This is a genomic window from Protofrankia sp. Cas8, from assembly GCF_963555845.1.
Classification (GTDB): domain Bacteria; phylum Actinomycetota; class Actinomycetes; order Frankiales; family Frankiaceae; genus Protofrankia.
The window spans coordinates 88,780-108,513 of record NZ_CAUVXI010000002.1; the positions used below are offsets into that span (position 1 = coordinate 88,780).

14 protein-coding genes and 1 pseudogene are annotated in these 19,734 nt (G+C 67.3%); 9 read left to right on the forward strand and 6 right to left on the reverse strand.

What is annotated here, in order from left to right; all coding sequences use genetic code 11:
* Positions 1-38: 38 nt before the first annotated feature.
* The gene (gene mdh, locus U9977_RS01000) at positions 39-971 is read left to right on the forward strand and encodes a malate dehydrogenase (protein WP_322747223.1); all 933 of its coding nucleotides are present in this window, start codon (positions 39-41) and stop codon (positions 969-971) included.
* 104 nt (positions 972-1,075) lie between these two features.
* On the opposite strand, the gene U9977_RS01005 is transcribed toward mdh, so the two are convergent.
* The gene (locus tag U9977_RS01005) at positions 1,076-2,338 is read right to left on the reverse strand and encodes an NAD(P)/FAD-dependent oxidoreductase (protein WP_322747224.1); all 1,263 of its coding nucleotides are present in this window, start codon (positions 2,336-2,338) and stop codon (positions 1,076-1,078) included.
* Positions 2,339-2,429: 91 nt separating this feature from the next.
* On the opposite strand from U9977_RS01005, the gene U9977_RS01010 reads away from it, so the two are divergent.
* Positions 2,430-3,287 carry a serine hydrolase domain-containing protein gene (locus U9977_RS01010; RefSeq protein WP_322747240.1) on the forward strand — a complete coding sequence of 286 codons (858 nt, stop codon included), beginning with the start codon at positions 2,430-2,432 and terminating at the stop codon, positions 3,285-3,287.
* Here the strand turns inward: U9977_RS01010 and U9977_RS01015 are convergent.
* On the reverse strand, positions 3,244-4,008 hold the full coding sequence (locus tag U9977_RS01015) for a helix-turn-helix domain-containing protein (protein WP_322747225.1): 765 nt from the start codon (positions 4,006-4,008) through the stop codon (positions 3,244-3,246). The genes U9977_RS01010 and U9977_RS01015 overlap by 44 nt on opposite strands.
* A 384-nt stretch (positions 4,009-4,392) precedes the next feature.
* Here U9977_RS01015 and U9977_RS01020 point away from each other — a divergent pair, with 384 nt between their 5' ends.
* Both U9977_RS01020 and U9977_RS01025 read left to right on the forward strand, forming a co-directional pair.
* Positions 4,393-5,304 carry an SDR family NAD(P)-dependent oxidoreductase gene (locus U9977_RS01020; RefSeq protein WP_322747226.1) on the forward strand — a complete coding sequence of 304 codons (912 nt, stop codon included), beginning with the start codon at positions 4,393-4,395 and terminating at the stop codon, positions 5,302-5,304.
* A gap of 256 nt (positions 5,305-5,560) precedes the next feature.
* Positions 5,561-6,655, forward strand: a complete 1,095-nt coding sequence (locus U9977_RS01025; RefSeq protein ID WP_322747227.1) for a YihY/virulence factor BrkB family protein — start codon at positions 5,561-5,563, stop codon at positions 6,653-6,655.
* Positions 6,656-7,140: 485 nt separating this feature from the next.
* On the opposite strand, the pseudogene U9977_RS01030 reads toward U9977_RS01025, so the two are convergent.
* Positions 7,141-8,013: pseudogene (locus U9977_RS01030) on the reverse strand (D-alanyl-D-alanine carboxypeptidase family protein); the annotation flags it as partial.
* Positions 8,014-8,230: 217 nt separating this feature from the next.
* On the opposite strand from U9977_RS01030, the gene U9977_RS01035 reads away from it, so the two are divergent.
* From U9977_RS01035 to U9977_RS01045, 3 genes are all read left to right on the forward strand, one after another.
* Entirely contained in the window at positions 8,231-9,505 is a 1,275-nt protein-coding gene (locus tag U9977_RS01035; protein ID WP_322747228.1) for an ATP-binding protein, read from the forward strand.
* Positions 9,506-9,733: 228 nt separating this feature from the next.
* Entirely contained in the window at positions 9,734-13,213 is a 3,480-nt protein-coding gene (locus U9977_RS01040; protein ID WP_322747229.1) for a UvrD-helicase domain-containing protein, read from the forward strand.
* 292 nt (positions 13,214-13,505) lie between these two features.
* On the forward strand, positions 13,506-16,172 hold the full coding sequence (locus U9977_RS01045; RefSeq protein ID WP_416210436.1) for a LamG-like jellyroll fold domain-containing protein: 2,667 nt from the start codon (positions 13,506-13,508) through the stop codon (positions 16,170-16,172).
* 3 nt (positions 16,173-16,175) lie between these two features.
* Here the strand turns inward: U9977_RS01045 and U9977_RS01050 are convergent, their stop codons facing one another.
* Positions 16,176-17,039, reverse strand: a complete 864-nt coding sequence (locus U9977_RS01050) for a class I SAM-dependent methyltransferase (RefSeq protein ID WP_322747231.1) — start codon at positions 17,037-17,039, stop codon at positions 16,176-16,178.
* 135 nt (positions 17,040-17,174) lie between these two features.
* Here U9977_RS01050 and U9977_RS01055 point away from each other — a divergent pair, with 135 nt between their 5' ends.
* Positions 17,175-18,128 (forward strand): CAP domain-containing protein, encoded by a 954-nt coding sequence (locus U9977_RS01055; protein ID WP_322747232.1) that lies wholly within the window; start codon positions 17,175-17,177, stop codon positions 18,126-18,128.
* Positions 18,129-18,326: 198 nt separating this feature from the next.
* Here U9977_RS01055 and U9977_RS01060 read toward each other — a convergent pair whose 3' ends face one another.
* Together U9977_RS01060 and U9977_RS01065 are read right to left on the reverse strand one after the other, a co-directional pair.
* Positions 18,327-18,839 (reverse strand): GNAT family N-acetyltransferase, encoded by a 513-nt coding sequence (locus tag U9977_RS01060; RefSeq protein ID WP_322747233.1) that lies wholly within the window; start codon positions 18,837-18,839, stop codon positions 18,327-18,329.
* Entirely contained in the window at positions 18,836-19,099 is a 264-nt protein-coding gene (locus U9977_RS01065) for a DUF1778 domain-containing protein (protein WP_416210438.1), read from the reverse strand. The genes U9977_RS01060 and U9977_RS01065 overlap by 4 nt, the downstream gene beginning before the upstream one ends.
* A gap of 140 nt (positions 19,100-19,239) precedes the next feature.
* Here U9977_RS01065 and U9977_RS01070 point away from each other — a divergent pair, with 140 nt between their 5' ends.
* On the forward strand, positions 19,240-19,734 hold the full coding sequence (locus U9977_RS01070; RefSeq protein ID WP_322747235.1) for a hypothetical protein: 495 nt from the start codon (positions 19,240-19,242) through the stop codon (positions 19,732-19,734).

A 19,734-nucleotide genomic window follows, 5' to 3' on the forward strand; every position in this document is an offset into this window, starting at 1 on the left:
TCGGCGCCATCATCGAGAAGTTGGGGAGCTGACAGCCGATGGCTGGGAAGGTGACTGTGGTCGGGGCCGGTTTCTATGGCTCAACGACCGCGCAGCGCCTCGCCGAGTACGACATTTTCGACACGGTCGTGCTGACGGACATCATCGAGGGCAAACCGCAGGGAATCGCCCTCGACCTGAACCAGTCGCGCCCGGTCGAGGGTTTCGAGACTACGGTGATTGGAACGAACGACTACGACGACACCGAGGGTTCGGACGTCGTAGTCATCACCGCCGGCCTGCCCCGCAAGCCCGGTATGAGCAGGATGGACCTCATCGAGGTCAACGCGAAGATTGTCCGGCAGGTGTCGGAGAACATCGCGAAATCGTCGCCTGACGCCGTCGTCGTGGTGGTTTCCAACCCGCTGGACGAGATGACCGCGCTCGCCGCCAACGTTCTCGGGTTCCCCCGGAGCCGGGTCATCGGTCAGGCCGGGATGCTCGACACCGCACGCTTCACCAATTTCGTCGCGGTGGAGCTGGGCGTACCGGTGAAGTCCGTACAGACCCTCACCCTGGGCTCGCACGGTGACACCATGGTGCCGGTGCCGTCCCAGTGCACGGTGGACGGCAAGCCGCTCACGGAGTTGCTGCCCGCCGACACGATCGATGAGCTGGTCACCCGGACCCGCAACGGCGGTGCCGAGGTGGTCGCGCTCCTCAAGACCGGGTCGGCCTATTATGCGCCGTCCGCAGCCGCCGCCCGGATGGTGAAGGCCGTGGCGCAGGACTCCGGCGCGGTCATGCCGGTATGCGCCTGGGTGAATGGCGAGTTCGGCATTTCCGGCGTCTATCTGGGTGTGCCCGCCCAGATAGGTCGCGGGGGCGTGAAGAAGGTCGTGGAAATAGACCTGTCCGCAGCGGAGAAGGCGGCGCTCGTCACCGCCGCGGAGGCCGTCCGAGTCAAGCAGGCGGATGTGGCAAGCCTGTAATCCTGCTGGGCTGTCTTGTCAGGAACCCTGTTGGGAATACCGTTGGGGACCGCCGGGATTCCTGCCGGATCGGTACAACCGATTCGGCAGGTCCGGCGGCTGCGCTATCCGGGCAGGGCCAGCTTTCGCAGAGCAAGGCGCGCTACGGAGGCGGTCGGGATGGTTCCCCGCCCAAGACCGATCTCGACCAGGTTGTCGTACAGTTCGGTGCGGTGGCGGGCTGCACGGACGGCTGAGTCCATGAGGGTTCGACGCCGGCCGGCAAGCCCGGCCAACAGGGCGGTGTGCCGCAGATGCCGGCCGAGTTCCCGATCAAGCGCTTTGCGATAAGCCGCGCCGGCTCGGGCCGGTGCAGCGGTCACAGCGGCCTCACCAGCCAGTGACCCGGACAGCAGCGCGTAGTAGATCCCCTCGCCGGTCAGCGGATTGATCAGTGATGCGGCATCCCCGGCGAGCAGGACCGGACCATCGGGCTGCCGGGGTCGCCACGTCGACAGGGGCAGATGGTGGGCGCGCAGCGTCCCCGGATGCGCTGGTTGGTCGGGCAGCATCCGGGCCAGAGTGCCGTGCAGGACCGTGCGACCAGCAGCATCGCCGTGCAGCGCAGCGAGCTTCGATCGCAACATCCCGTAGCCGATGTTGGCGCGGCCATCACCGATCGGAAATGACCAGGCATACGCCGGCCAGCCCTCGTCGGTCATCTCGATGAGCTGTTCGGGCGGGCCGCCGGTATGTGGCGCGTCTGCATACCCCCGGACCGCGATGGCCAGTGCCTCCGGTGGGTTCGGCCCGATGCCCAGGGCACGCCGGGTGGTCGAATTCGCACCGTCGGCGCCGACCACGACCCGCGCTCGCAGGTCATCGTTGACGACCACCACCGGCTCGTCCACGCTGCCGCCGGCTACGACGGACCGCGCGCGTCGGCGTAGCAGCACGGCGCCCCGGGCGCGGGCGGCGGAGACCAGTCGCGCGTCAAAGACCGTGCGGGGTACCACGTGGTTCGCCCGTCGGCACGGGGTGGCCACCTCCGCGCCGCCGGGGGTCCGCAGCCGCATCCGGTCCACCGACAGGTAGCCGGCCACGGCATCGGACACGCCGAGGGCGCGCAGGACGTCCAGGCCGTGCGGGGCGATGCCGTCGCCGCACGCTTTGTCCCGGGGGAAGTCCGCGGCGTCCACCAGCACGACCCGGGCATCTGGACGAAGCTGCAGTGCACGTAGCGCCGCGGCGCAGCCCGCTGGTCCGGCGCCGAGGATGAGGAGGTCCACGACCTCGGACAACCCGACCGGAGCGCACGGATCGGCGGCACTGGCGCTACCGGCCGCATGGGCCGTTGCCGACGGGACGCCGGGTTCGGGTGTGGTCATGGCATCGGGAGGTGTCGGTGTTGCCACATCCGCCCAGTCTCTCAGCCAGCCCGAGGAGCGCCCGGCCGGCCGGGTTCGTAAAGTTCGGCACGTGGATGCCCTCATGCAGGTGGATTCCTGGCCAGTCGAGAACGCGGCCGTTGCCGTGTTGGTGCACGACGGCAGCGGCGCCGTCACGGTGCGTGGGTCGGTTGGTGCCGTGGACAGGTCCTTCCGGTTGGCGTCGGTGTCGAAGCTTCTCGCCGCCTATGCCACGCTGATCGCGGTGGAGGAGGGTGCCATCGGTTTGGACGATCCGGCCGGTCCCCCGGGTTCGACCGTGGCCCATCTCCTCGCCCACACGTCGGGCCTGGGCTTTTCCGGCACCCGGGTGGTGACCCGGCCCGGAGCACGGCGGGTGTATTCGAACACCGGCTTCGACGTGCTCGGCGAGACGGTGGAAAAGGCATCCGGAATTGCTTTCGGTGACTACCTTGCCGAGGCTGTGTTCGGGCCGCTGGGCATGATGGCCTCCGAGCTGGCGGGCTCGCCGGCCTACGCGGTGTCATCGACCCTGGCTGATCTGCTTCGTTTTGCCGGTGAACTGCTGGCGCCGCGGTTGCTCGCTGCGCAGACATTCACGGCGGCGACATCGGTGGCTTTTCCCGGTGCCGCCGGGGTACTGCCCGGGTTCGGTGTGCAGAATCCGAACGACTGGGGGCTCGGCTTCGAGATCCGCGGGCGGAAACACCCGCACTGGACGGGGAACGCAAATTCACCTGAAACTTTCGGTCATTTCGGCCGGAGTGGGACTTTTCTCTGGGTTGATCCGGCGCTGGATGGCGCGTGTGTGGGCCTGACCGACCGTGAATTCGGTTCCTGGGCCGCTGATGTCTGGCCGAAGCTGTCCGACGACGTGGTCGCGGTCATTGGTGCCGGCGACGGAGAGTCGACGGCTCGGTTGACATGATCGGCTCGATTGGCATGATCGGTGTGGTTGGTTGGCCCTCGGAGTCGGAGTCGGAGTCGGAGTCGGAGTCGGAGTCGGAGTCGGAGTCGGAGCCGGAGCCGGAGCCGGAGCCGCGAATCACGAACCCGGCCATTTCCTCGACCAGGCGCGCTCTGGTCGGGTGCTGTCGGCCGGCGGGAAACAGCATGTCGTCCAACACGGTGGCGCCGTAGACGAGCGCTACGGTGAACCGAACGGACAGCGCCACGTCGACCACGGGGGCGTCGAGCACGGCCACTTCGGCCTCGATCTCCCGTTCCAGCTTGTCGAAGACCTCCTGGAGAAAGGCGCCGGCGCGGGTGCGAAGTTCGGGTGAACCTCCGCTCGGCCCTCCGGGTAGCGCCAGCAACAGTTTGTGGTTATCGATGAGCAGAAGGTAGAGGCCGCCGACGAAGTCCCGGGTGGTCTGCTCGGCGCTCCTGGCGCCGTGCCCGTGCTCGATCCATTGCCGCACGTACTCGGCCACGAAGTCGTAGAACGGCCGGTAGACAGCCTCGACGAAGAGGTTGGCCTTTGTGCCGAAATGTCGGAACACCAGCGCCTGGGTCACGCCGGCACGGGTGGCTATCTCCCGGGTGGTGACATGTTCGTAGCCGTGCTCGTCGAAGAGCTCCCGAGCGGCGCCCAGGACCAGCGAGCGGACAGTCGCCGAGCTGCGTCGGGACCGGGAGTCCTGGGTCACTCAACCATGATGACCGACGACGGCCCATCCGCCGGGGCCGACGTCCACCGATCAAATTAGATAGCAACGATATCTTGACACTAGATGATCATTTGTTCACTGTGATGTGTGCGACATCCCCACGGCGGGAGCAGTACTTCGGCTGAGAGCGAGGCCAGGGCATGATCGATGTGCAGGTTGATCCTTCGCTGTGCCTCGGACACGGCTTGCTGCAACGCCTACGGGCCGGACGTCTACGGGCGCGACGATTCCGGCTACTGCCATATTGGGAACGCTGCGTGCCTACGGCTCTTGAGCAGCAGGCACGCGATGGGACGGAGGCGTGTCCCGAGCGCGCGATCTCGCTATCCGAAAGACTGCTTCCACTTTTGACGAGGAGTACAGGTGAGGCTTGAAGACAAGGTCGTCGTCATCACCGGCGCCGGGTCCGGGTTAGGACGGGAGAGCGCTCTGCTGTTCTCTCGTGAAGGCGCCACGGTCGTCGTCACCGACATCATCGAACAACGGGCAAAGGACGTCGCGAGCCTGATCGGTGAGCGCGGCGGTCGGGCGTTGGCGTGCCGAACCGACGTCACGGTGGAAAGTGAGGTCGCCGCTGCAGTCGCCACCGCCGTCGAGCATTTCGGCCGCCTCGACGTCATGTTCGCCAATGCCGGGGTCACGGTGCCGGGCCAGGGCACTGTCGCGCTCGAGGACACCACCGAGGAGAGCTGGACGCACGTCCACGATACCAATCTCAAGGGAGTCTTCTTCTCCATCAAGTACGCGGCCAGGGCGATGAAGACACAGGGCGGTGGGACGATCGTGGTCACATCGTCGGCGTCGTCGCTGGCGGCGTACCCGAGGTTCACGATCTACACCGCGAGCAAGGGCGGGGTGAACGCGCTCGTCCGGGGCGCCGCGTTCGACCTCGGCGGCTACGGCATACGGGTCAACGCGATCTGCCCGACCCACGGTATGTCCGTGAATTTCGGGCTCCCGCCGGACGCTGAGGTGCTCGGCAGGTCCTACGAAGAGGTGGCCGGTCCCTGGAACCCGGACTACGCTCCGATGCCCCTGAAGCTGCGGCGTCCCCCGAACCTGCTCGACAACGCCTACGCCGCGCTCTTCCTGGCCTGCGACGAGTCCGCGTACATGTCCGGGGTCTGCTTCCCGACGACCGACGGCGGCACTCTGGGGCGCGTAGCGATCGAGTTCCCCAAGGATTGGGAACTGGCTCAGCAGGCTGCGTTCGCGGGCGCTTCGGAAGCTCCTCTCAATCCGCCGGTTGGTGGCGAAGCCGAGGTGGGCGGATAGGCGTTTTCTGGTTCTCTGGTGTGGGCAGGCACCGCCGGCGACGGCCTCGGGGGCCCTCGCCGGCGGTGCCGACGGACCCGTCTCCGTGGCTTGGGGAGCCGCCCGCGGCCCGGATAGACCGCGGCCCGGATAGACCGCGGCCCGGATAGACCGCGGCCCGGTAGAGTATGGAATCTGGTGAAAACGGACGGATGGCCGGCGGCCGCGGGGTGGAATCGGCCGTGACAGGGACGTCCTTGATGGGTAGTTAGGTCCGGTGGACAACCCGATCAGTGCGCTCCGTTCCGGAGCGCGGAAGGCATCCGGTGCAGCCGGTGCCGTGCGCCGTCGGCGGCCCTTCATCGACCATGTGCTGCGCGCCTACCACCGGTACACCGAGGACGGCGGCGACCGACTTTCAGCTGCCGCGACGTACTTTGCCTTCCTCTCGTTCTTCCCGTTGGTCGCACTCGCCTTCTCGATCGCAGGTTTCGTGGTTGACGCCTATCCGGATGTTCGGCAGGAGCTGACCAAGCAGATCAACAGTTATCTACCGGGGCTTGCGGACAAGCTGGACATCGCCAGTATCGGCAACGCGAAGGTCGGTGTCGGCCTGATCGGCCTGGTCGGTCTGCTGCTGGCCGGGCTGGCATGGATCGACGCGCTGCGGGACGCGATCAGAATCATGTGGCATCAGGACGTGGAGGTCGGAAACGTCGTGATCCGCCGAGTGAAGGACATCGGCGTCCTTGCCGGGCTCGGTCTCATCAGCTTCGCGTCGATTGCGGTGACCAGCGTTGCCACGTCGGTCTCGGGGACGTTTCTGCACTGGATCGGGCTCGCTGGCAGCACTGCGGCGACGGCGCTGACCTCGATACTCGCTGTCGTCGTCGCGCTGGCCCTGGACGTGGCACTCTTCCGCTGCCTGTTTGTCTGGCTCCCGCGGATCACCGACCATCGCCGTGCGCTGGCGGGCGCGCTGTTCGGCGCGATCGGGGTGGAGGTGCTCAAGGTTCTCGCGACCGCGCTGGTCGGCATGACCACGAGAAACCCCGTCTACGGGACGTTCGCGGTGATTGTCGGATTGTTGATCTGGATCAATATCATGATGCGTTGGACGTTGCTGGTAGCGGCGTGGACGGTGACCGCGCCCTACTCGTCCGATGTACCACCGTCGGGTACCGCTGTGCCAGCCGGTGCCGACGTGCCAGCCGGTGCCGACGTGCCAGCCGGTGCCGACGTGCCAGCCGGTGCCGACGTTCCAGCCGGTGCCGACGTTCCAGCCGGGGAGGCAGCTGATGACGGGCCACCGCCGGTCCCGACACGCAGCCCGGGTGTAGGGGTGCCGTCCTCGCCGCCACCTCGTCGATGAGGCACAAGCCGTACGCGGGATGTGGAGACGTTTCCCGAGCGCAGGAGGTGTGCTGTGGGAACGGGCGGTCGGGCTGCCATACCGGGCAGTGCGTCAATGTTCGGGAACGCGTCGCTGTTCGGGAAAAGGTGCCGCCGCGAAAGTCGCCTACGTAGAGTGAAAAGTCCGAATATCAGTGTGATCGCGATAGCGATCCAGGTGGCTGGTCCTATCCCGTGGTCGCCGATATCTCGCCGTTGTGACTGCCTTCGAGCATAATCGTGCGTGCCGGTGTCATGCCGGCCTCCGGTTCCCGTACCAGCATCGGCGGTGGCCAGCGGTCGCAGACCGTCCACGGTTGATCCGTCCGGAGCCATCGCGAGGCCGCGCGTTTCGTCGCTCTTGACGACAAGGTGTCCGACCGGAGCGATTGTGTCGACGTTCGCGAATCCCCAGTCGAGCAGCGGCCGGGCCTCCTTGGCATATGCCGGGGCTGCCCGCAGCATCGTGAGGATGAGAGTGTGGCCGCCGCGCCGGACCGCGCCGATGTAGGTGGCGCCCGCCGCGGCGGTGTATCCGTTCTTGACGCCGATCGTTCCCGGATACGAGGCGAGCAGGTCATTGTGGTTCTGGATCTCGAACGACTTGCCGTCCCGGCCGCGGACGGTCGCCCGTGGGATGGTCAGGAACCTGCGGACGATGGGATTGGCGAGCGCGGCCCGGCCCAGCAATGCAAGATCGTATGCTGATGTCGTCTGCCCGGGTGCGTCCAGGCCACTTGGATCCCCTGCCGTTGTGTCGCGTGCGTTCAGTTCGGCCGCGGTCCGGTTCATCAGCACGACCGTGGCGTCAGCCCCACCGGCGGCTTCGGCGAGTGCTACGGCCGCGTCGTTACCGCTGGCGACGATCATTGCTGTGGCGAGTTCCGCGACCGTGTAGGTCATGCCGGGGACGAGACCCACCCGCGTTCCGTCAACCGACGCGGCCGCAGTACTGATCGTCACCTCCTGAGCAGGCGACAGCCGCGGCAGCACGGCGAGCGCAGTTAGGATCTTGAGCGTGCTCGCCGGCAGGTGGGGACCGTGGGCGTCCCGGGCCGCGAGGACGGCGCCGCTGTCGGCGTCGGCGATGAGCCAACTTGCGGCGGTGGTGTCGGGGGGCGGGGAAGAGGCTCGCGAACCGACCACCACGCCGGCGCTCGCCAGCACCGGACCACCGAGGAGGTTCGGGCTGGCTGGCCGCAGTGCCGGTGCCGGTGCCGGTATGGGATCGGGAGCGGCGGCCGCCGTGGTCGAGAGCGCGGCGATCAGCCATGTCACCAGGGAGACGACCAGCAGCACGGAACGTGTCGCGCTCAAGCGTTCGCGAGTCCGAGGCATCTGATGGAGATTACTGTCAGTCACAGTTATGTGAAGCGAGAGGGCTGGCCGTGTCGTACCGAAGCGTGCTGGTGGTACCGAGTTGCACCGAGTTATCCCTCCAGCCGGGCCTGGCGCATGACAACTGAGGAACAACTGATTGATGTCCAATCGTGATGGCTTCTCAGTCAGGCACCAGCAGGCTTCAGATGGGCCTCAGATCGACTAGCCTGAGACTGTGCGGGATCTCCTCGTCGCTAGAGGTCAACTCGACTGGTCCGCGCAGCCGTGTGGCTACCATGGTATCGACGCGCTGTCTCACCTCGAACTCGGACGGTTGCGCGATTATCTCGTGGCCGTGGACAAGGGCGATCTTGCTGGGCAGGATGACCTGCGGGTGCTGACCGCTCTGCGATTGCTGACCCCCGCCGGAGAGCTGACCTATGCCGGCCTGTTGCTACTCGGCCGGCAGGATGCGCTGCGGCAACTGCTACCCGGACATGGTTATTCCTTTCAGTACCGGCCGTCGAGCGGCTCGGAAGCGACCAGCCGGGTTCGGGAGGAGCAGCCGGTCCTTGCGGGTATCGAGCGCATGCTCGGCCTGGTCGAAGCGCATGCCGCGTTCCGCCCGCTCAACATCTCCGGCGGCATCCAACTGCAACTCGTCGACTATCCGCAGAACGCCGTGCGTGAGCTGGTCGTCAACGCCTTCCTCCACCGGTCGTATGAGACCCACGGCACGGTGGATGTGGAGCATTCCCCGGAGGCGCTCATTGTGACAAGCCCCGGGGGATTTCTTCCCGGGATCACGCCGGATAATGTTCTCAGCTATCCTTCGACGCCTCGTAATCGGCTGCTTACCGAGGTCTTTTCAATGCTCCGGCTTGCCGAACGCACCGGTCAAGGAGTCGATCGCGCATTTCGTGAGCTGTTGCGGGTGGGCAAAGAGCCGCCGACGTTCACCGATCTCGGTACCTCGGTCCGTGCCGTGGTCCGTGGTGGCATAGGCGACGACGCCTTCGTCGGTTACGTCTCAACTCTGCCCGCCCAGGCGGGTCGGGACGTCGAAATCCTGCTGACCCTGTCCTACCTGCGGACCCGCCAGTCGGTGGACGCGGTTACCCTGGCTCGGGTGGTGCAGCGCCCGGCGCCGGAAAGCCAGGAGGTGCTGGCCCGCATGGTCGCCTTGGAACTGGTCGAAACGACCAGGCGAACGGCGGGCCGGCCGTTGCCCACCTACCGGCTACGCCCCGCCGCGCTCGCCGGGCTCGGGCGCGCTGTTCGTTACCACCGCCAGGGCCCCGCGCAGACGGACGAGAAGGTGCTCGAACATGTCCGTGAGTACGGGTACGTCACCAACCGCACGCTGCAGCGGATGTTCGACGTGACCATGTTCGGCGCTCGGGACATGCTCGCCGACCTGCGCCGCCGTGGTGTCCTGTGCAAGATTGGCGATGCCCACGGCGGCACCGGGGTCCGCTACGGCCCGGGCGATGCATTCCCACGCCGTTAGCCTTGCTCCACCGGGCCTCGGCACACCAGCCCCCGGCGCGCCCCACGTCCCGCATCACACGTCGGCTGTGGTTGGGATTGGTACTAGAACGTGCGTAGAGTTGGTACCAGCGGGTGGTTGAGGATTGCATCAGGCGATCTTGAGGTCGGTGTCACCGACGGATCGCCAGCAGCGTGCGGTGGGGGTACCCGCAGGTGCGGGCGCAGGGGTACGACAACATACGTGTCTGTGAACTCACGGTTTCTTGCGGACCTGCACATCCACTCCAAGTACTCCAGAGCATGCAGCCGGGACTGCGACCTGGAGCATCTGGCCTGGTGGGCGGCGCGCAAGGGCATCGCAGTGGTCGGCACCGGTGACTTCACCCACCCCGCCTGGTCACAGGAGATCGCCACCAAGCTCGTGCCGGCCGAGCCGGGCCTGTTCCGGCTTCGCCCCGACCTTGAGGCTGACGTCATGCGGACGCTGCCCGCGTTGTGCCGGACGGCAACCCGATTCATGCTGTCCACGGAGATTTCCACGATCTACAAGCGGGGCGACAAGACCCGCAAGGTTCACCATCTCCTCTATGCTCCGGACACCGACGCCGCCGGGCGGATCACCGCGAGTCTTGGGAAGATCGGTAATCTCGCCGCGGACGGGCGTCCCATCCTGGGGTTGGACTCCCGTGATCTGCTGGAGATCACCCTCGGTGCGGGGGAGGGCTGTTACCTGGTGCCGGCCCACGTGTGGACTCCCTGGTTCGCCGTCCTCGGGTCGAAATCCGGTTTCGACGCGATCGAGGACTGCTATCTCGACCTCGCGGACAACATCTTTGCGTTGGAAACGGGCCTGTCGGCGGATCCACCGATGTTCTGGCGCTTGTCCGGACTCGACCGGTTCCGTCTGGTCAGCAATTCCGACGCGCATTCCCCGCCCATGCTCGGCCGGGAGGCGACCGCGTTCACCTGCGACGTCGACTACTTTGCGATGCGTGCGGCGCTGCGCAATGGGGACGGCTTCGCCGGCACCATCGAGTTCTTTCCCGAAGAGGGCAAGTACCACCTTGACGGTCACCGCAAATGCGGGGTCCGATACGAGCCGAGCCAGACCCGGGAGGCCGACGGTCGCTGCCCCGAGTGCGGGCGCCCACTGACGGTCGGTGTGCTGCACCGGGTGGAGGCGCTCGCCGACCGAGACGAGGGACACCGCCCGTCGACCGCGGGAGAGGTGCGGTCACTGGTTGCCCTGCCCGAGGTCGTCGGCGAGATCCTCGGGGTCGGGCCGAAGAGCAAGGCTGTGGCCGCGCAGGTCACAACGCTCACCGCCCGGCTCGGCCCGGAGCTGGCAATCCTCGGCGAGGTCCCGCTCGACGCGATCGGTGCGGTCGGTTCGTCCGCACTGGTCGAGGCGATCCGACGGTTGCGGCGGGAGGAGGTGATCCGTGACGCCGGCTATGACGGCGAGTACGGGGTCATCCGGCTGTTCGACCCGTTGGAGCTCACCTCGAATGTGGGCACGCTGTTCGACCTGGCTCCCGCAGCGGGCGCCACCGGGGCGGGCAGGTCCGCGCCGGGCCAAGCCGTCGGGGGGTCGGCCGCCGTGCGTTCAGCCGCCGGGGGTTCATCAGCCGGGGGTTCATCAGCCGCCGGCACCCGGATCGGACGGGGAGGCGCCCGCCGTGGGCGCAGCGCGCTGGCGCCCTCGGTTGTACCGGCGGCAGACACGGCTGCAGACACGGCTGCGGCTGCGGCGGTTTGCGGCCCGCCCGACACGGGCGCGGTGACGAGTAGTCCGACCAGTCCGACCAGCCCGATTGGCACGTCGATTCTGGCCGGACTCGACGCCGAACAGCGCGTGGCGGCGGCGGTCATCCAGGGGCCACTGCTGATCATTGCCGGACCCGGTACCGGCAAGACCCGGACGTTGGTCCATTCGGTCGCGCACCGGGTCCGGGAGCAGGGGGTGCCGGCCGAACAATGCCTGGCCGTGACCTTCACTCGGCGGGCCGCGACCGAGCTGCGGGAGCGGCTCGACGCCCTCGTCGGCGCGGCGGCGCCCCGCATCCTCGCTACGACCTTCCACGGTCTGGGCCTGCGGATCGTCCGGGAGTGCCACGACCTGTTCGGCCTCGGCGCGCACGTCCGGGTGGCGGACGAAGCGACCCGCGCAGACATCCTGCGGGACGCGCTGGCCGGGACGGTCACCGGTGCGCGCAACCTGGAACGGGTCCGGCGCGAGCTGGCCGGCTTCCGACGGGCACACGCGCTCGCCGGTGCGACGGCCGGGCATGAACTGGCCGGTCATGAGCTGGCCGGTCTGGCCCAGCGGTACGACGAGGCCCTGCGCGCACGTGGTCTGGTGGACCTCGACGACCTCCTCGCGCTGCCGGTGATCGCCATGCGGGAACATCCGGACCTGGCCGAGTCCTTCCGGGCGCGGTGGCGCCACGTCTGGGTCGACGAGTACCAGGATGTCGACGAGCTGCAGTACGTCCTGTTGACGATGTTGACAGGACGCCGTGCCGGTGCGAGCACGGCTGAGGGGTCGGTTGACGGGGCTGTTGAGGGGGCTGCTGACGGGCCGGTTGATGGAGCGGTTGACGCGAACCTGTGTGCGATCGGCGACCCGGACCAGGCCATTTACTCCTTCCGTGGCGCCGATGTGGGCTTCTTCCTGCGTTTTCGGGACGACTTCCCCGACGCCCAGGTGGTATCGCTCACCCGCAACTACCGCTCCACGGCGGCCATCGTGGACGCCGCCGTCCGCCTGATCGAACCGGCGACGCTCGTTCCCGGCCGAACGCTCACAGCGGTCGGGCAGCACCCGCAGAGCCCCCGACCGCTGCTGCACCGGGCCGCGAGCGAGGCCGAGGAGGCCGCGGTCGTGGTGAGCACCATCGAACAGGCGCTGGGAGGCACGTCCTTCCACGCCCTTGACCTCGGTGTGGACGCGACCGGCGAGGCCAGGTTGTCCTTCGCCGACATCGCGGTGCTCTACCGCACGGCTCGCCAGGCCCGGCCGGTGATGGATGCGCTGGACCGGCATGGTTTTCCCTTCCAGCAACGTTCTCATAACCGGTTTGCCGACGCCCCGGGTGTCGGGCGCCTGCTGGCGCTCCTCGATGAGCACACCGGTGACGTCTCGCAGCGGCGATCCGTCCTCGCACGGTTGCGGACCGCAGCTCAGTCGATGAGCGATGATGAGGTTGAGATCCGCTATGCGCTCGACATCCTGACCCCGCTTGCCACCGAGTGCGGGGAGGATCTGGAGCGGTTCCGGTCCGAGATCGCACTCGGCGCGGAGGTTGACACTCTTGATCCGCGCGCGGACCGGATATCGCTGCTGACGTTGCACGCGTCCAAAGGCCTGGAATTCGGCCTTGTGATCATTATCGGATGCGAGGATGGTCTGCTGCCGTTGCGCTGGGCAGGTTCCTCATCGCCAACGGTCACCGATGCGCAGGATCCCGATGCACAGGATCCCGGTGCCGGGGACGACGACGGGGACAGTGAGGAGCGCCGACTGCTGTTCGTCGGCATGACCCGGGCGCGGGGGCAGCTCGTGCTCACGCATTCGGCCCACCGTCGCCGGGGCGGGGCGGTCGCGCCGACACGGCCGTCACCGTTTCTCGACGTCCTCGGTGAGCCACTGCTCCAGCGTCGTTCGGGTCCGGTGGGTACCCGCCCGCGCCGGGTGAGCCAGGGCCACCAGCTACGGCTGGTTTAGCGCGACCGGCAATAGGGACGCGGCGTCGCGGGCCAAAGGCGACTCCGTCACATTCCGCGATTCCGTCACATTCTGCGAGCTTCGCGGTAGTCGTCAGTACTATTAGTCCGATTTACCGAGAGTTCTTATCAGGGAAAAGCCTGATAACCGGCCGAATAAGACTACTGATGGCAGTGGGCGGTGTGGTGGCACCACCGCCCGCATTGACGTATGCCCATGACGGGCGGATCGGGGCACTGTGCGGGTCCGCGAACAGGATTGCCGTGAACGTGATGCTCGCGGACGGGTCGGAATGGTCGCCGCTGTGGTGGCGTTCGTCGTGTTGGTGACAGCCCAGACAACGAGCCCACCGGCCAGCGCCGAGCCGCCAACGGCCCAGCCCGGCCCGGTCGCCGGTTGGGCTCCCAAGACACCCCCGCTGACCACTGCGTGGACGAACAAGGTGTCGGCGGGCAATCCGTTGCCCGAGTATCCGCGGCCAGCGCTCACCCGTGCCCGCTGGCAGAACCTCAACGGAGTGTGGCAGTTCGCCGCCGATGCCGGCCCCGATGCGGCGGGCGAAGCACCGCCGGTGGGTCGGGATCTGGCCGAGCGGATCCTGGTGCCGTATCCGGTGGAGTCCGCGCTGTCGGGAATCAAACGGCCCGTCGGTCGGATGTGGTACCGCCGTACCTTCACCGTTCCAGATGTCTGGCAGGTTGGTCGGGGAGCGCGTCTTCTGCTCCATTTTCAGGCCGTGGACTACGAGGCGACCGTGTATGTGAACGGTCGGCTGACCGCGACCCACAAGGGTGGATTCGACGCTTTCGGTATCGACGTCACGGACGCGCTGACCGGATCCGGGCCGCAGGAGGTGGTGGTCGGTGTGCATGACCAGACCGACGCGGCCAACCAGGCCGTCGGCAAGCAGCGCCCTGATCCCGGCGGAATCTTCTACACGTCGTCGTCCGGCATCTGGCAGACGGTGTGGATGGAGCCGGTGGCCCCCGCGCACGTCGACCGGCTCGACGCCACCCCGGATCTGCCCGGGAACGACCTGCGGTTGACCGTTGTGGCCACCGGGGTCATCGGGGTCACTGCCGAGGCGATCGCCTACGCCGGCGAGCAGGAGATCGGCCGGGTCAGCGGCCCGCCGGGCACCGAACTGCGGCTGCCCGTCCCCAATCCGCACCTGTGGACCCCCGACGATCCATTTCTTTACACCCTCAAGGTACGCCTGAGCGAGGCGGGTAACAGCGTCGGAGGTACCAGTTCCGGAACACATGGTGCCGGAAGTGATGGCGATGGCGGTAATGTCGCAGGTAACGATCCAGTCGGCACCGGGGCCGCCGGCGGTGATGCCGTTGGAAACAATGCTATTGGAAACAATGCCGTCGACGAGGTCAGCTCGTACTTCGGAATGCGTTCGATATCCCTGGGCGGCGGTCGCGACGGCAGGACCCGGATGCTGCTGAACGGTCGGTTCGTGATGCAGGTCGGCACTCTCGACCAGGGATTCTGGCCGGATGGCCTTTATACTGCTCCCACCGACGAGGCGCTGCGCTCCGACCTCGAGGCGCACAAACAGCTCGGCTTCAACATGGTCCGCAAGCATGCCAAGGTTGAATCCGACCGTTGGTACTACTGGGCCGACAAACTCGGTCTGCTGGTCTGGCAGGACATGCCCGCGATGTTCGGCGGACACGCCCCGCCCGATGGCGCCAGATATCAGTTCGAGTCCGAACTTCATGCGCTGGTCGACGCCCACCGCGGGCATCCATCGATCGTCATGTGGGTGCCGTTCAACGAGGGCTGGGGTGAGTACGAACCGAAACGCGTCGCCGACCTGGTCAGGTCCTGGGACTCCAGCCGGCTGGTCGACGCGGACAGCGGCGTGAACTGCTGCGCGTCCATCCCGGACAGTGGCGAAGGTGACGTATACGACAACCACACCTACGTCGGCCCGGGCGGGCCTGTCCAGCAGGGAAACAGGGCGAGCGTGGACGGCGAGTTCGGTGGGCTCGGGCTGAAGGTCGACGGCCATCTGTACGACCCGGCAAAGGCCTTTGCCAATGAACTCGAGCCCGACGCGGCCACTGTGACCCGACGCTACGTGGAGCTGTCCGACAGACTCCTGGCGATGGAGAAGCGGTGTGGCCTGTCCGGCTCTGTGTATACGCAGATCAGTGATGTGGAGAACGAAATCAACGGGCTTTACACCTATGACCGCGCGGTGCTCAAAGCCGATGCGGCATCGGTACGCAAGGCCAACCGGTCACTGATCGACGCCTCGGTTTCGGTGGAGGACGATCTGATCAGTTATCCGCCGGGCACGGCCGGGCTCGACGGTGTGAGCTTCTATCGGTTCGACGAGGGCAACGGCACGGTTACCAGGGACGCGCTGGGTGGCCATGAGGCGACCCTGGTGGGCGGTCCGGCGTGGACGGGTGGGCATTCCGGGTCGGCGCCGGCATTCAACGGTTCGAACCAGTTCGTCGACACCGGTACCTCGATCGTCGATACGACCGGCAACTACAGTGTGTCCGCCTGGGTGAAGATTGACCGGCTCGGCTCGTTCGCTACGGCGGTCAGCCAGGATGGTGACCCGAACAGCGCGTTCTATCTGCAGTATTCCGCGGTCGACAACCGGTTCGCCTTCAGCGACGCGGGAGTCCGAGCTCTCGGCCCCACGCCCGTGGTCGGCCAGTGGTACCACCTCACGGGCGTGCGGGACGCGGCGGGCGGAACCATGACGCTCTACGTCGACGGAGCGAAGGCGGGGGTCGCCTCGGTGTGCCTGGGGGAGAAAGCCGCCGGTCACACGGTCATCGGCAGGGCAACCTACAACGGCCGACCGGTCGACTTCTGGCCGGGAACCGTCGATGAGGTGCACATCTTCGACCGTGCCCTTTCCGCGGCCGAGGTCGGAGCGCTGTACAGCGCAGGCAGCGCAGCGCCGTCTCAAGCAGTCCAGCGCTGATCGTCAACGCTTACGGAAGACCATCGCCAGGTTCCAGGTGAGAACTTCCCGCACGCCGGGAATCCGAAGGATCGGCTTTGCCCAGGTCGGCAGGTATCGCGGCATGGCCTCGATGACCTGGACGTCGGACCGGCCGTTCGCCCAGGCCAGGGCGTCCGCGACCGATACCGGGAACAGGCTGGTGCCGTAGCGGTTCTTGGGTGCGACACCGGTGCGGCGCTCGTACCGCAGCGCCGCCCGGTGGCCACCCAGGTAGTGCCATGGTGAGGTCTCGTGTCCGCCCCACGGCGACAGCCAGTTGGTGAAGCTCAGGAAGATCACGCCGCCGGGACGGGTCACCCGCACCATTTCCGCACACATCCGCCATGGGTCGGGGACGTGTTCAAGGACGTTCGAGGAATAGCAGATGTCCACCGAGGCGGTGGCGAACGGCATGTCCAGCGCGCTGCCCAGGACCCGCCCCGGCTCGACGATGCCCCCCGCGCTCAGCTCTGAAATATCCGGTTCGACCCAGAAGTACCGGGCACCCGCCCGCTGGAAGGCGGCGCGGAAATAGCCGGGGCCGCCGCCGACGTCCAGCACCACCGAGCCGGCCAGCGACGTGAACCGGCTGAGCTGGTGCACCGAGTCCGCGGCGAGCAGCGAGTAGAAGCCCGCGGGGTCGACCTGCTCGCGGCGGCAGGCCTGGAACAGTTTGATCGATCGGCCGATCGAGGTGCCGGCCACCGGCGCAGGTGGGGCAGCTGGCAGCTGCGGTGCGGGCGGTACCCGTACCGGGCGCGAGGCTTGCGACGGTGTCCCGTCGAGTGCGGTGGGAGTATCGCGGGAGGAGGAAGATCCCCGTGAGGGGGACACCGTCTCGGCCATGCCGGGCACAATAACATCCGATGGCGTGGCCAGAACGTAACTTTACGTCCCGGGCTCGACCCGTACACCCGAGACCTGACGGCGCCACGCACCGGTGACACACAACGATGCCCGACGACACGCCCCGGAGTCATGATGATCGAGCTGGTCGCCGGTGCCAACCGGTCGTTGCCCGGTGGTGTCCTGTCGGTACGGGTGCCCGGCCCCTTCGACCTTTCGGTCCTCATCACGGGTGCCGATGGGAAAGTCACAACCGACCAGGACTTCGTCTTCTACAACCAGCCGTCCGCGCCCGGTGCACGGTGCAACGGTGACCGCGTGGACATCGACCCGAGCCGGCTGCGGCCAGGGGCGAGCCGGGTGGTCATTGTCGTCAGCCCCGCCGACACCGCGCTGGCGCTCGGGCAGCTGCCACCACCGGTGCTGGACATCCGTGGCCGCGACGGGGCTCCGCTCGTGCGTTTCACCCCGCCTGCGCCACGCACCGAGACCGTGCTCCTACTTGCCGAGATCTACCGGCGTGGCAGCGAGTGGAAGGTCCGCGCGCTTGGGCAGGGCTATGCCGACGGCCTGGCCGGGCTCGCTCGCGACTTCGGTGTGGACGTGGCTGACGACGGCGCAGCGCCGATGCCGGTGCCGGGTCAGCGCTCCGGGGGACCGACGGGACCGGCCGAGGCTGTCTCCGCCATGGTGGTCCCGGCCATGGTCACAGAGGTGGTCGCGTTGGTGAACGCCGAACGGGCCAGGGTCGGTGCCGGGCCGTTGACCCTCGAACCACGCCTGACCCTGGCCGCGCAACGGCACAGCGAGGACATGGCGGCGAACAGCTACATGGACCACGTCAGCCTGGATGGGCGGACGATGTCCGACCGCGGTACCGCCGCCGGCTACCGCTACCGCGCGTTGGGTGAGAACGTCGCCGCGGGCCAGCAGAGCCCGGCTGAAGTGATGGACGGCTGGATGCACAGCCCCGGCCACCGCACGAACATCCTCAACGGGGAGTTCACCCAGATCGGTGTCGGCTTTGCCCGTGGTGGCAGCTACGGCATCTACTGGACGCAGGTCTTCGGCACCCCCGCCGACTGGTGACTCCCTGCAATGACGATGGTTCCACAGCGGCGATGTGGTACTGCCTCGCGCAACACAGGGAACCCGAGTCGTGTGCCCTCGGGAAGGCTCGTTCAGCATCCAAGCAAACCTCAGCGGAGGCCAGCCTTGTCGTATCGGCTCGTCCGCCTGCGCTTATCACCCCAAGTAACGGCACTGGCGGTGCCCGTGACAAGCCGGCTATACGGATGTGATCCCCCTGGTCAGAGCTCTGGCGTCCTTCATCAGAAGGAATAGGTGAAGCGGGTGGGTCGGGGAGGGCTCGAACCCGAAGTGCAGGTAGAACTGCCGGGCCTGGTCGTGCAGGGCATGGACGAGCAGCGCCCGCACACCGACGATCTCCGCCGCGGTGACGGTACGGGTGATCGCGTCCCGGAGCAGATGGGCGCCCAAGCCCCGGCCTTGTTCCTTGGCGTCGACGGCGAGGCGTCCGAGCAGGATGACCGGGACCGGGTCGGGCATGCCCTGCCCGACGCGCCGACTGGTATCCAGCCGTTGGACGGCACCGGTGGCCAGGGCGTAGTAGCCGACGACGCGTTCGTCCCGGGTAGTGACGAAGCAGCGGGATGCCCCCGCGGTCTGGTTGCCCAGCGCGCGTCGGCGCAGCCAGTCGTCGAGCGAGGGTTCGCCGCTGTCCAAGGCCGACAGGTCGTCGGAGGCGATGATCGGCCGGGGGGCCAAGTAGCCGCTCACTCAAAGAGCGATTCTTCGGCGAACAGGCGCTCCAGCCGCGGCTTGCGGGTCACCGGACGATCGAGGACGGCGAGGAACTCCGCCCACGCCTCGTTCCCCAGGGTGAACATGCGCTGGTCAGCCAGGACGTCCCTGGCCTTGGCCACGGCCGCGTTCACGGTGAACTCGGTGACGCTGGAGCCCTCGACCTCGGCGGCGGCGCGGATCAACGCGTCCTGCTCTTCGGGCAGGCGGACGGCGATACGGGAACTCTTGACCATCGTCATGCCCCGAGTGTGTGCCTAGTAGGCGTACAGGTCAAGGAGGGGTGGCTTGACCTCACCGTGATTCCCCATGGCTGCATATCGGCGCGGACGGCCATGCCCATGAGCGTGCGGGTGCGGGTGCGGTCGAGCGCAGGATGCTCGCGCTGGCGGCGGGGGGACGTCCTGGGATTCTTGTGGTCGCTGCGGACGGGGTGGCCGGTGAGGGCTTCGAGGGCGACGATGTGGAGCACCCGGGCCGTTGTGACGGCGTCGTTGCCGTTTATGGCGTGGTCGCTCCCGTGGGCTTGAAGGCGTGGCGGCTACTCGCGGCGGCACACCATCGGGCCGTGGTCATCGATGACACAGCGCCACCTCCGGCGGGCAACCTCAGCCACGACGCGGGCCGACGCATCATTTGCCCGGCGTCGGTTCTGCGTAGCAGCTCCAGCAATCCGGATACGGCAGACTGGTCCAAGGGCCATCGTGTGTACTCCCGCTGCGAGTACTTGGCGGTTCTCACAGAGCTTCACGCGATGGCTCTTCACGTCCGGGACCGACACGCCCGCCAGGCGATCATGCAGAGGACCGGCCACGCCATCCGGCTCAGAAACACGGAAAGACCCCCGACTGCGAGTGCCGTCGGGGTCTGA